The sequence below is a fragment of the Streptomyces javensis genome (assembly GCF_039525925.1).
Classification (GTDB): Bacteria; Actinomycetota; Actinomycetes; order Streptomycetales; family Streptomycetaceae; genus Streptomyces; species Streptomyces asiaticus.
In genome coordinates, this window is sequence record NZ_BAAAIF010000001.1 from 269,491 (window position 1) to 282,122 (window position 12,632).

The following is a 12,632-nucleotide window of genomic DNA, read 5'->3' on the forward strand; positions in this document are numbered from 1 at the left end:
ACATCCGCCACGCCGGGCCCCGGGCCATCTCCTGTGTGTGCGGGCCGAGTACGGCGTGTTGGGCTCCGAACCGGCTTCTCACCGTTGGGCTTTCCGCCTCGCCAACCAGCTTCCCCCGGGTCCCGATGACACAGGGAAGGTGGAAGTCACTCATCACATCCCGGAAAAGGGTGTTCTGTGATGGTGGCGACGCGTGTCGACCCTTCTGGTCCTTTCCAACCCCCCGAGCAACCCGCCACGCAACATCCGTGGCGGGTTCTCGCCATCATGTGCATCGGCTGCTGTCCCTCGGGGCAGCCGGTCAGGTGCCCGGCTTCCTCTTGGGCCTGCGCCCAGCGGGCTCCTGCCCCTGCGCGCCCTTGGCCCACAGCGAGCGCACATGGCCGAGGTGGCGGGCCATGCATGTCTCGGCGCCCGTCACATCACCCGCGACCATCAGATCGAGGAGCTCGATGTGCTCTTCGGCGGACGGGATCAGCTGGTCGCGCTCGTCCAGTGTGGTCAGTCCGTACAGGCGTGAGCGTTTGCGCAGGTCGCCGACGGTTTCGACGAGCCGGTCGTTTCCGGCGAGCGCGAGCAGGGAGAGATGGAACTGACGGTCGGCCTCCAGATAGCCGATGAGGTCGTGCTCGCGCGCGGCGCGCACGATGTCCTCCGCCACCGGGCGCAGCGCCTCCAGGTCCTCGCGGGCGGCCTCGCGGGTGATCCGGCCGATCATGGGGACTTCGATCAGGGCGCGGATCTCGGTGTACTGGTCGAGGTCGCGTTCGTTGACCTCGGTGACGCGGAAGCCCTTGTTGCGTACGGGTTCGACGAGGCCCTCGCGGGCCAGGTCGAGCATCGCCTCGCGCACCGGCGTCGCGGAGATGCCGAAGTCCTCGGCCAGGCCGGGTGCCGAGTAGACCTCGCCGGGGCGCAGTTCGCCGGAGATCAGCGCGGCACGCAGGGCGTGGGCCACCTGGTCGCGCAGCCGCTCCCTGGCGGTGATGAGGTTGCGCTGCTTGAGGTGGCCCATGACGGTTGGTGTTCCCTTCGTGTCCCGTGCCTTCACGGCCGAGAGGATCACCAGAGTACAATGTCATGTTGTTCTTACGGGTGTTGTTCTCGCGGGTGCCCCTGCGCGGATACGGTGGGCAGGGCGCGTACCGCGTCTTCGAAACCGGGGACCGCGTTCCGTACGTTGCCGAGTTCTCCGCGATCCATCGCGTCGAGAGCCTTGCGCCCTGTGCAATTTCACATTATTACGTTACGCATCACATGGCACCACGCGCTCTCATGTGCAGCCCCGCACAGGGCACTTCAGGCCCTGAGGCACCGCTGCCCCGTAGCCCTTGCCACCTCCCCACAGGAGCCAACGGTGTTCCAGTCGAGAAACCCGCGCGGATCCACGCGCGGAACTCTGCTCACGGCCTTATGGGCGGTGACGCTCTGCGTGACGGCGGCCCCGTCCGGTCACGCGGCCGCCCCCGCTCCCGCGGCGCGGCCCTCGGCGTCACGGCCGGCCGCCTCGCCCGACCCCTTCGACAGGGTCGACCGCCTGGCCACGGCCCCGGGCCGGGTACGGAAGGTCCCGGCCCCCGGCGGCCTCACCGATGGCGGTGTCCCCGGAGCCCGAACGCCCGAGCCGAAGAGCCGCGGCAGCGCCGTCACTCCGCACGCCACACTCGGCACGGCATCCGTGCCCTGCACGCTCGACGGCGTCACGGGCCTGCCCCCGGAGCGGTTCGCCGACTTCCTGGCCGACCCTGCCGTCACCGCCGACGGCTGTCTGCGCTCGATCCTGTGGACCTGGGACCGGCGACTCGCCCCCGTCATGACGGACGAGCATGTCCAGGCCGTCTCCCGCCGCGTCAGCCAACTCGCCGCCTCCCACGACGGCAAGGACGGCAGCCATCTGCTGGAGATGTTCACCTATCTGCACGCGGTGGCGTACCAGGACTTCTCGCACGACGAGATCGACATCACCGATGCGCCGACCGTCAACGCCATGCGCGAGGCTGTCGACGCCTTCGGCTCGGCCGCCCACACCTTCGACGTCACCCGCCCCAACGCCGAGACCCTGCGCGAAGCGCTCGACGCGGCCTCCGCCCCCGGCCTGCGTCAGCACCAACTGCCCCTGATCAAGCGGGTGCTGGCCACCATGGACGCCCAGCACCCCGAAACCGCCCAGGACACCTCTTGGGCCGGTGCCGCCCTCGCGGCGCTCACCGTGAACTACCTCGGCGTGTATCCCGGCAACAAGGACGCCGCCTTCCACGCCGCGGTGACGGCCGATCCCTCATACCGGGCGACCTTCAGCTCCTTCGCCGGCTACACCCACCTCAAGGACGGGCCCAACGCCTGGGTGATACGCGACGCGCTCAGCGAGTACGGCCGCTTCGGCCAGATCGAAGGGCTGCGCGACGAGATCGTCTCCGGCCTCGGCACCCTCCTGGACACCACCGCCCACAACTTCGGGGACCGCAGCGCACCCTGGGCGAAGGTCGCCACCTGGCTGGGGGTGTTCGAGGCCTGTGCCCCGTACCACGTGTGCAAGGACGACATCGAGAGGCGGCTCTTCCCGAACACGTACGTCTACGGCACCGACGGCACCGACGCCATCCAGGTCCGCACCGCCCTCGACCGGGACACCGTCGACCAGCTCACTTACGCCGGCAAGCAGGTCAAGGCGCAGTTCCACCGGGTGCTCGGCACGGAGACGCCCCTCGCGGACGACACCAACACCACGCTGCACATCGTCCTGTACGGCTCCCGCGCCGACTACGAGAACTTCCACCCGCTCCTCACCGGGATGGACACCAACAACGGCGGCGTCTACATCGAGAGCGGGGCGACCTTCTACACCTACCAGCGTCGCGTCCCGCAGGACTCCACACTGACCCTGGAGGAGCTGTTCCGCCACGAGTACACCCACTACCTCAACGGTCGCTGGGCGGTGCCCGGACTCTTCGGTGAGGGGCCGTGGTACGAGGGCGACCGGACCACCGCGATGGACGAGGGCACTGCCGAGTTCTTCGACGGCGCCACCCGCGACGACGGCATCCGGGTCCGCAAGTCCCTGGTTCAGGGGATCATCGACGACACGGCCGACGGCGGGCCGCGCATGACCGTGAACCAGCTCCTGCACGCCACGTACGACGGCGACGGCTTCCGCTTCTACGACTACGCGGGCACCTTCTTCGAGTTCCTGTGGCTCGAACACCCCTCCCTCCTGTGGGAGATGTACCGCGACCTGCGCTCCGACGATCCGGCGGCCTTCGACGCCTGGCGCGACCGGCTCGGCGGGGACACGGGGCTTCAGAGCGGGTACGACCGCTTCCTCGACGAACAGATCGGCCACGTAGGTGACTTGTACGTGCCCCACACCACCTACACGCCCCTGGGTGAGCTCCGTGACGGCTCGGCCGACCAGATCCGCTCCTCCTTCACCGCGATGACCGCGTCCGACCCGGACTGCCGTGCCACCGGCGCGGCGGAGCGCCCCCGGTTCGTCTGCACCGGCCGGATCACCGCGAACCTGACCGACGCGGGCGACACGGACGCGGTCTTCGAGGACATGTCCGAGACCGTCGACTACTTCATCCTCGACCGGGCCGCGGGCGGCGACAACAACTTGACCGATATGAACTGCTGGTTCGGCGAGGTGGACATCTGGTCCGACCAGCGCGCGGGCACAGCGGACTACACCTGCGAGGGCCCCCTCCGCGGCTGATGTGTCACCGGCATCGAGGCCGCGCCCCTGACCCATCGCTTCCTGGGCCGGGGGCGCGGCCGCTGTCGGCCGCGGTTCAGGGGGACGTGGTCCAGCGCGGCGCGGTCTCGGCCCATTCGGTGTCCCACTCGGCGAGATTGCGCCGGCGCAGGACCACGGCGGCGCAGCGGTAGGCGGTGGCACCGGCGAGGAGCACGGTCAGGAAGCCCACAAGCGCCCAGCCCATGGTGCGGCTGCGGATCTGGGCGGCGGTCGTGGGCGGCTCGGCGATCGCTCCGTCCGCGTCGACCCACACCTGGACGGAACTGCCCGCGTTCAGCCCGGGCAGGACGCCGGTCTCGGCGGTGCGGGTCCGTCCGGTCGGGTCGGTGAAGCGGACCGTGGCCGGGTAGCGGTTCTCCCGCGCCTCCGCCGATCCGGGCTCCGGGTGGTCCGGGGCGTCGTGGGTGAGGACGGCGGTGGTGCGGTGCAGGTTCTGTCGCCGGTGCTCGGCGGCCGCGCCGTAGTGGCGGTGCGCGGCGTCACCGGCAGCGAACGTGGCGGCGAGCCCCAGGACCGGCACGAGCAGCAGCAACACCAGTGCGATCCGGCCCTGGAGGCGGTCGGTGCACCGGTACAGCGGATTGTGCCGCCAGCGCCACAGCGACAGGGGATGTACGAGCCCGTGGTGCGGGGGAGCGGGCGGTGGCTGCGCGGGTGGTATCTCGCCGGACACGGTGGTTCTCCTTCCAGGGCCGGGGGATGACGTACCAGAGACCCCGGCCGGTCGGGCGGCGGGGTCGGCGGGTCGGCGGGGCGGCGGGTCGGCGGGTCGGCGGAAGAGCGGGCCAGGTCAGGGCGGGGATATGCGCGTGGCCGAGGGATGGCCGTGCGCGGCCTGGAGGATCTTGGCGGCGCCGCGGACCGCCGCGGTGTGCGGTGCGGGAACCGGTCGCAGAGGCGCGTGGGTGCCGCCGATGAGCCGGTGGGTGAGGTCGGGGCGCAGGGCGCCGCCGCCCGCCAGGAGGGCTCCCCGGGCCAGTGCCTCGGCGGTGAGGGACGTGCGGTCCTGCCGGAGCATTGAGGTGATCATGGTGGTGATGGCCTCGCTGAGCTCCGCCGTGGCGCCGGCGCCGGCGAGGTCGGCGGTGCCGAGGGCGGTGCGGCGGGCGTCGAGGACCAGGCCGTCGAGGAGCAGGACCACTTCGGTGAGGTGGGCGCCGATGTCCACCACGAGCAGCGGCATGGAGAGGTCGGCGTCCGCGGCCAGGGCGATGGCGCGTGCGGTCGGGACGGTGAGGACCGCGTGCGGGCGCAGCACCTCCACGGCGGTGCGGGCCCGTTCCCGGTAGGCGGGGCCGTCCAGCACGGGCGCGGTGACCACCACCAGCGGGCGGGTGAGGCGGGGCAGACGATGGCTGAGCAGCCGGTCGAGCATCCGGGCCGTTCCCGGAACGTCGACGATGGCGCCGCGCTGGATCGGGTACACCGCCCCGGCACCGGGGAAGGTGATGGTGGGTACGTCGAGGACCATGCCGCGGCCGGCGATCCAGGCCCGGGTGCGGGCGCTGCCCAGGTCGAGGGCGAGGCCGCAGCAGTGTCGGCACGACGGCCAGGGCCGGTGCCGGTGCCCGGCGGGGGAGCCGGACCGGAAGCGGCGGAGGACGGTCATCGTCCGGCCTCCCGCACCTGCTGGCACCGTGCGCAGTAGCGTGCCTGCGGAACGATCATCAGGCGTTCGCGCTCGACGGGACGACGGCACAGGTGGCACGCGCCGTAGCGGCCCTCGTCGATGCGCCGCAGCGCCGCCTCCACGTCGGCGAGGACCATGCGCGCCGAGGCGGCGACCTTGACGTGCACTTCGGCCTGGGCCGCGGAGCGGCGCCGGAGCAGGTCCTCGGCGCGGGGCGCCGCGGCGATCTGCCGCAGCTGTTCCTGGCGGAAGAGGCGCTGTTCGTGGAGGTTCTCCAGGAGCGCGGCAAGGTCCTCGGGCGACAGGTGCGCGGCAGGGTTGTCGATGGTCTGGTGGTTCACCACTTCACCCCTTTGAGCAGGGCGGACACGAAGACGGGCCGGAGGGGGCGGGGTCAGGCGGTGGCGCGGCCCTGACAGGCGACGCAGTACCGGGTGTACGGGAGGATCTCCAGGCGTTCGGCGGGGACGGGCTTGGCGCAGCCCTGGCAGGTGCCGTAGGCGCCGTCGTCGATACGGGCGAACGCCTCGTCGATCTCGGTGAGGACCCGCTGGATCGCCTCCGTCTGCGCGGACACCAGATGGGCGTCCGTGCTCTGCGCGCTCTCGTCGAGGGCGCGCAGCTGAGCCAGGCGGCTGTTGCGGGCGTGTTCCAGGCGCTGGCGGGCCTCATGAGAGGTCAGCCGCCCGGGGCGGGGACCGGTCTGGGCGGTGTCGAGCGGCACGATGAGGTCCTTTCGCGAAAAGCGCGCTGCGCGCGGCGGTGGCCGCCCGGTTCCGCGGCCGCGGTCTCCACGACCGCGAGCACTGGCCGTACCGGACGGCTCGATCGTCTTCGACTCTGCTCGACCCGGCGTCGGAAACCCATCGGGCGCGGACCCCATTTGCCCGGGACAGCGGTGACCACGGGGCGATGGCGGGGAACGGCGCATGGGTACCCGATGACCCCGGATATGGGGAACGGACCCCATCGACCGCGCGCGGTGCGGGAGGCAGGCTGTGTCAGGCTCGGTCGTGATCAGTCGCGGCGGCTCCGCCCGGGGGCGATGAGCGACAGTAGAGCTGATCACACGCTTGAGCGCAGAAGGAGGAGTTTCCCCGGTGTCGCTGTTCTGGCGGATCTTCGGGCTCAACGCCCTGGTGCTGGGCACCGCCACGGCGCTGCTGCTGTGGGCGCCGGTGACGGTCTCCGTGCCGGTGCTGCTGACCGAGGCGATCATCCTGGTCGGCGGTCTCGCCGTCATGCTGGTCGCCAACGGCACCCTGCTGCGCTGGGGCCTGGCCCCGCTGGACCGGCTGACCAGGCTGATGACCACCGTTGACCTGCTGCGCCCGGGCCAGCGGCTGCCCGTGCCCGGCGCCGGCGGCGGTAGCGAGGTGTCCGAGCTGATCCGCACCTTCAACGCCATGCTCGACCGGCTGGAGCACGAACGCGCCACGTCCAGCGCCCGGGCGCTGCTGGCCCAGGAGGCGGAACGCCGCCGCATCGCCCAGGAACTGCACGACGAGGTCGGGCAGAGCATGACCGCGATCCTGCTGGTGCTGGGGCGCACCGCGGACGACGCCCCCGAGCCGCTGCGCGAGGACCTCCAGCAGGCCCAGGAGATCACCCGGGAGAGCCTGGACGAGGTCCGCCGTCTGGTGCGCCGCCTGCGGCCCGGCGTCCTGGACGACCTGGGCCTGGTCAGCGCACTGACCTCGCTCACTCAGGACTTCGCCACCCACACCGGGCTGCGTGTCGTGCGCCGCCTCGACGCCGACCTGCCCACCCTCGACCAGGAGAGCGAGCTCGTGCTGTACCGGGTGGCTCAGGAGAGCCTGACGAACGCGGCCCGCCACGCGGACGCGCGGCAGGTCGAGGTGAGCCTGCGCCGTGTCGGCGAGGCGGTGGTGCTGGAGATCGCCGACGACGGCCGCGGCATCGAGGCCGCCTGCGAGGGCGCCGGGATCCGGGGCATGCGCGAACGGGCCCTGCTCGCCGGAGCCACCCTGGACATCACCTCGACGCCCGGCACCGGCACCCGGATCCGCCTCATCACCCCCGCCCCCAGGAAGCAGCTCTGACCATGCCCGATCCGATCCCGCCCGGACCCACCTCGGCCTCGACCCCGCCTCCCACGAGCCCGACGCCGATCCGCATCCTGCTCGCCGACGACCACGCTCTGGTACGCCGCGGCGTACGCCTGATCCTCGACCGGGAACCCGATCTGGAGGTCGTCGCCGAGGCCGGGGACGGCGCCGAGGCCATCGAGGCGGCCCGGAGCCAGGAGATCGACCTGGCCGTGCTCGACATCGCCATGCCGCGGCTGACCGGCCTTCAGGCCACCCGCGAGCTGGTGGCGCTCAAGCCGGGCCTGCGCATCCTGATGCTGACCATGCACGACAACGAGCAGTACCTGTTCCAGGCACTCAAGGCCGGGGCCTGCGGCTATGTGCTGAAGTCGGTCGCCGACCGGGATCTGGTCGCCGCCTGCCGGGCCGCGATGCGCAACGAGCCGTTCCTCTACCCCGGCGCGGTCACCGCCCTGATCCGCAACTACCTGGACCGCGTCCGCCACGGCGAGGAGGAACCCGATCAGCTCCTCACCCCTCGCGAGGAGGAGGTCCTCAAACTCGTCGCCGAAGGGCACTCCTCCAAGGAGATCGCCGAGATCCTGTTCATCAGCGTCAAGACCGTGCACCGCCACCGGGCCAACCTCCTACAGAAACTCGGTCTGCACGACCGGCTGGAGCTGACCCGCTACGCCATCCGCGCCGGTCTCATCGAGCCCTGACGCCCGCCCCGATCAGCCAGCGGGAAGTCGAACACCCGGCAGGAAGGGGACGGTGCATGCGCCCAGCGCCCCACACCGTCCCGACCGCAGGTCACCGGCTCGCGGGAACGCTCATCGCGCTCCTCGCCGTCCTGCTGGCGCTGGTTCCGGCCGATACCGCGCGCGCCGCCTCCGGTCCGGCGCCCCGTCCGGCCTCGGCGGCCACGGTCGCGGAGCACCCGGACACCGGTTACCGCGCGGATGAGCCGTGCGCCGCCGGCTGCGCGGCCCAGGCCAGGGTCCGGCACGACCACCTCGGTGAGCGCCCGTGCCCACCGGATCACCACGCCACCGACCCCCGCGATACGGATGCCGACCGGGCCGTCGCTCCACGTACGTCAGCGCCATCCGCACGCGCACACGTCTCGCCCGGCCGATCGGCCCACGACCGCGGCCGGGCCCCTCCGGCGCCCGCAGGTAACTGACGCCACCCCATCACTCTTCTTCCGTCGCGGCCGCGTGCGCCGCTGCCGCGACGTGCCTGCCGGAGGCTCGTGTTGAAACGCCGCGACAACGTGCTGAAACGCCGCGACAAGCGGAATAAGCGGAACAGGCGGAACAAACGCCACAGGTCCCTGCGCGCGCGTGCGCTGCTCGCCCTCGCCGTGATCGCCGGATCGCTGGCCATCGCCCTCACCACGCCGGTCCGCCTCGGCCTCGATCTGCGCGGCGGCACCCAGATCACGCTGGAGACCCGCTCCACCCTCACCACCGACGCCGACGCCGACGCCGACGCCGCGGCCACCGCCCGTACCGTGGAGGTGCTGCGCGGCCGCATCGACGCGCTCGGCGTCGCCGAACCGACCCTCGTCCGCTCCGGCGACCACCGCATCCTCGTCGAGCTGCCCGGCGTACATGATCCGAAGAAGGCCGCCGATGTGCTGGGCCGCACCGCGCAGCTCACCGTCCACGCGGTCCTCGGCCCGGCCGGGACCGCGGACGGCGCCACCTCCCCGCCGGCCGATCCCGCCAAGGAGCGTGTGCTGCCGGACGATTCCGGGCAGCCCCTGCGACTGCGGGCCGCCGATCTGACCGGACGGGACGTCGAAGGCGCCGAAGCCCGCTTCGACCAGCAGGGCGGTGCCGGCTGGCATGTCACCGTCGACTTCTCCAAGACCGGCCAGGACCGATGGCGGCAGGTCACCGCACGGGCCGCCTGCCACCCGGCCGGTGACCCGCAGCGCCGGGTCGCCATCGTCCTCGACAACAAGATCATCTCCTCGCCGCAGGTCGACCCCTCCGTACCGTGCGGGACCGGCATCCCGGGCGGCACCACCCAGATCACCGGCTCCTTCGACGACACCGAGGCCCGCGAACTGGCCCTGCTCATCTCCGGCGGCGCCCTGCCCGTACCGGTCGAGACCGTCGAACAGCGCACCATCGGCGCCACGCTCGGCGATGCGGCGATCGAGGCCGCGGCCCGGGCCGCCGTCATCGGCACCGCACTGACCGCACTGTTCATCATCGCCGTCTACCGCCTCCTGGGCCTGCTCGCGACCGCGGCCCTGGCCTGCTACGGCCTCATCTCCTACGCCGCCCTGGCCGCGCTCGGCGCCACATTGACCCTGCCGGGCCTCGCCGGGTTCGTCCTGGCGATCGGCATGGCCGTGGACGCCAACGTCCTGGTCTTCGAACGGGCCCGTGAGGAGTACGCGGCCCGCGGCCGCCCCAGCCCCCGCTCGGCACTGACGGCCGGGTTCCGCGGTGCCCTCAGCGCGATCGCCGACTCCAACATCACGACACTGATCGCCGCGGGCCTCATGTTCGCCTTCGCCTCCGGGCCGGTACGCGGCTTCGGCATCACCCTCGCCATCGGCGTCCTCGCCTCGATGGTCAGCGCCCTGGTGATCAGCCGGGTGCTCGCCGAGTACGCGGCGGGCCGCCCCGCGGTCCGCCGCCGGCCCCGTGTCACCGGCATCGCGAGCACCGGATGGGTCCGCGACCGGCTGCTGCGCCGCGAGCCGTTCCTGATGCGCCGTCCGCGCCGCTGGCTGGCCGCCTCCGCCGTACTCGCCGTCGTGGCCGCGTCGGGGATCCTCGTCCGCGGCCTGGACTTCGGCATCGAATTCACCGGTGGTCGGCTGATCGAGTACGCCACCAACACCCCCGTCGACCCGGACCGGGCCCGCACCGCCCTCACCGACGCCGGGTTCCCCCGCACGGTCGTGCAGTCCTCCGGCGAGACCGGGCTGACGGTGCGCGCCGAGAACCTGACCAACGCCGACGCGGCCACCGTCACCGAAACCATCGGCGCCCTCGGCGGCGAGACGAAGAAGGTCCGCGACGAGCTGATCGGCCCCAGCATGGGCGACGAGCTGCGCCGCAACGCCCTCATCGCCCTCTCCCTCGCGCTGGGCGCCCAACTGCTGTATCTCGCGGTCCGGTTCCGCTGGTTCTTCGGGACGGCGGCCGTCGTCGCGCTCGCCCATGACGTGGTGATCCTCATCGGTGCCTTCGCCTGGCTCGGCAAGCCCATCGACGGGGTCTTCCTGGCCGCCCTGCTGACCGTCATCGGCTACTCGGTCAACGACTCCGTCGTCCTCTTCGACCGCGTCCGCGAACTGCTCGGCCGCGACCGCGCCACACCGCTTCCCCGCCTGACGAACCAGGCGATCCTCCAGACCCTGCCCCGTACCGTCAACACCGGCATGGGCGCCGCGTTCATCCTCACCGCCCTCGCCGTCCTCGCCGACGACACCCTCGCCGACTTCGCCCTCGCCCTGCTGATCGGCCTGGCGGTCGGCACCTGGTCCTCCGTCTTCACCGCCGCCTCACTCACCATCGAACTGGGGCCGCACCGGAAGCCGTTCGGCGGGGCCGCCGTCACGACCGGGCCTTCAGGCCGTCCAGGGTGAGGTCGAGCAGGCGCTCGGCACGTTCCCGGTGTTCCGGTCCGGCCGAGGTGAGGGCGATGCCTTCGAGGGCGGCACCCATGTCGGTGGGGCTGATGTCGGCGCGAATCGTCCCGGCGGCCGCGCACGCGTCCATCAGGGTGGTGATGGCGGCCTGGATCATCTCCCGGCTGTGGCCGTAGGGGTTGCTTCCCGCGGCGGCGATGGCACGCAAGGCGTCGGCCATGCCGAATTTCGCGGTCACGTAGTCCAGGAAGAGACGCGTCCAGGCGCGCAGGGCTTCGTGGGGAGGCTTCTCGTCGAGCAGATCGGGGACGGCGTCGCACAGCTGAGCCACCTCGTTGCGGTAGACCGCCTCGATCAGAGCCTCCCGGGTGGGGAAGTTGCGGTACAGCGTCGCGCTGCCCACGCCCGCCTCCTTGGCGATGCGCTCCAGGTGCGCGTCCAGCCCCTCCTCGGCGAACACGCGTACCGCGGCGGCGAGGACCTTGTCTCGGTTGCGCCGCGCGTCAGCTCGCAGCGGGCGTTGTGCACGGTCGGCCATCAGCGGTTGCCGTTTCCTTCCCGGTTCCCCTTCACCTTGCTAAACGGAGGCGTGCCCATTTAGCCTGAGCGTAAGTGGGGATGCCCCCAGTTCCACTGTAGGTCATGGTCTGATCTGCGCATATCCCCTTTGGAGGACGTTGGCCATGTCGGGTATCGAAGGCAAGGTCGTAGCGATCACGGGTGCCAGCAGCGGCATCGGGGCGGCGACGGCGGCCCACCTCGCCGAGAAGGGCGCCCGGCTCGTGCTCGGTGCCCGGCGGGAGGACCGGTTGCGCGCGGTGGTGGACCAGATCACGGCGCGGGGCGGCTCGGCCGTCGGGACCGTCATCGACGTGACGCGCCGCGAGGACCTCAGGCGCCTGACGGAGATGGCGGTCGACCGGTTCGGCCGGCTCGATGTCCTGGTCTCCAACGCCGGCACGATGGCGGTGTCACCGTTCGACGAACTGCGCCAGGACGACTGGGACGCGATGGTCGCGACGCACATCACCGGCCTGCTGAACGGCATCGGGGCGGCGCTTCCCGTCTTCCGGCGGCAGCGCTCCGGCCAGTTCGTCAACATCGCCTCCACCGCGGCCTACGTCGTGAAATCCCCGCAGGCCGTCTACGCGGCCACCAAGACGGCGGTGAAGGTGCTGACCGAGGGACTGCGGCAGGAGTCGGGACCCCATCTGCGCGTCACCCTCGTCTCACCCGGGTTCACCAACACCGAGGGCGTGGGCAAGGGGGCGAGCCCCGAAGCGGCGGCGGCAGCAGCGCGACAGCGCGACGAGATGGCCATCCCGCCCTCCGCCATCGCGTCCGCGATCGGTTACGCGATCGAGCAGCCCGCCGGCATCGACATCAGCGAGGTCGTCGTCCGGCCCACCGTGCAGGCCTGACGACCAACAGGGGACAACGACGTCTGCTCCTCGGCGGGACCGCTCGTACCGGCCGCGCCCGCCGCCCCGCCCGTTCACTCCGTTCCGTCCGAGGCCCGGCCACGCCCTCCGGGCGGCGAGTGGCTCTGTCTGAACCTCTACCGCGGCTCCTGGCGGC

The 12,632-nt window shown here is 71.7% G+C and carries 12 protein-coding genes; 6 read left to right on the forward strand and 6 right to left on the reverse strand.

The genetic code is table 11. The features are described 5' to 3' along the window. Positions 1-301: 301 nt before the first annotated feature. Positions 302-1,015: a GntR family transcriptional regulator gene (locus ABD329_RS01165; protein WP_198276845.1), complete on the reverse strand. Its 714-nt coding sequence runs from the start codon at positions 1,013-1,015 to the stop codon at positions 302-304. A gap of 342 nt (positions 1,016-1,357) precedes the next feature. On the opposite strand from ABD329_RS01165, the gene ABD329_RS01170 reads away from it, so the two are divergent. Then, positions 1,358-3,712: a collagenase gene (locus ABD329_RS01170; protein ID WP_309142702.1), complete on the forward strand. Its 2,355-nt coding sequence runs from the start codon at positions 1,358-1,360 to the stop codon at positions 3,710-3,712. A 76-nt stretch (positions 3,713-3,788) separates the two neighbouring features. Here the strand turns inward: ABD329_RS01170 and ABD329_RS01175 are convergent, their stop codons facing one another. The 4 genes from ABD329_RS01175 to ABD329_RS01190 form a co-directional block, all read right to left on the reverse strand. Continuing rightward, positions 3,789-4,427 carry an Rv1733c family protein gene (locus tag ABD329_RS01175; protein ID WP_198276847.1) on the reverse strand — a complete coding sequence of 213 codons (639 nt, stop codon included), beginning with the start codon at positions 4,425-4,427 and terminating at the stop codon, positions 3,789-3,791. 117 nt (positions 4,428-4,544) lie between these two features. After that, entirely contained in the window at positions 4,545-5,363 is an 819-nt protein-coding gene (locus tag ABD329_RS01180; protein ID WP_198279949.1) for a rod shape-determining protein, read from the reverse strand. Then, positions 5,360-5,728 (reverse strand): TraR/DksA family transcriptional regulator, encoded by a 369-nt coding sequence (locus ABD329_RS01185; RefSeq protein ID WP_198279948.1) that lies wholly within the window; start codon positions 5,726-5,728, stop codon positions 5,360-5,362. Before ABD329_RS01185 ends, ABD329_RS01180 begins: the two co-directional genes overlap by 4 nt. Before the next feature lie 50 nt (positions 5,729-5,778). After that, entirely contained in the window at positions 5,779-6,108 is a 330-nt protein-coding gene (locus ABD329_RS01190; protein WP_138910283.1) for a TraR/DksA family transcriptional regulator, read from the reverse strand. Positions 6,109-6,484: 376 nt separating this feature from the next. Between ABD329_RS01190 and ABD329_RS01195 the strand changes: the two genes are divergently transcribed. The 4 genes from ABD329_RS01195 to secD all read left to right on the forward strand — a co-directional run bounded on the left by ABD329_RS01195 (position 6,485) and on the right by secD (position 11,051). Then, positions 6,485-7,447, forward strand: a complete 963-nt coding sequence (locus ABD329_RS01195; protein WP_198279947.1) for a HAMP domain-containing sensor histidine kinase — start codon at positions 6,485-6,487, stop codon at positions 7,445-7,447. A 2-nt stretch (positions 7,448-7,449) separates the two neighbouring features. Continuing rightward, the gene (locus tag ABD329_RS01200) at positions 7,450-8,157 is read left to right on the forward strand and encodes a response regulator (protein WP_214665370.1); all 708 of its coding nucleotides are present in this window, start codon (positions 7,450-7,452) and stop codon (positions 8,155-8,157) included. Between the two features lie 56 nt (positions 8,158-8,213). Further along, positions 8,214-8,621: a hypothetical protein gene (locus ABD329_RS01205; protein ID WP_198279946.1), complete on the forward strand. Its 408-nt coding sequence runs from the start codon at positions 8,214-8,216 to the stop codon at positions 8,619-8,621. 90 nt (positions 8,622-8,711) lie between these two features. After that, positions 8,712-11,051, forward strand: a complete 2,340-nt coding sequence (gene secD, locus ABD329_RS01210) for a protein translocase subunit SecD (RefSeq protein ID WP_425574272.1) — start codon at positions 8,712-8,714, stop codon at positions 11,049-11,051. On the opposite strand, the gene ABD329_RS01215 is transcribed toward secD, so the two are convergent. After that, positions 11,020-11,592: a TetR/AcrR family transcriptional regulator gene (locus tag ABD329_RS01215; RefSeq protein ID WP_198279945.1), complete on the reverse strand. Its 573-nt coding sequence runs from the start codon at positions 11,590-11,592 to the stop codon at positions 11,020-11,022. The two genes, secD and ABD329_RS01215, sit on opposite strands and share 32 nt — an antisense overlap. 145 nt (positions 11,593-11,737) lie before the next feature. On the opposite strand from ABD329_RS01215, the gene ABD329_RS01220 reads away from it, so the two are divergent. After that, the gene (locus ABD329_RS01220) at positions 11,738-12,475 is read left to right on the forward strand and encodes an SDR family oxidoreductase (RefSeq protein WP_198279944.1); all 738 of its coding nucleotides are present in this window, start codon (positions 11,738-11,740) and stop codon (positions 12,473-12,475) included. The last annotated feature ends 157 nt before the right edge of the window (positions 12,476-12,632 follow it).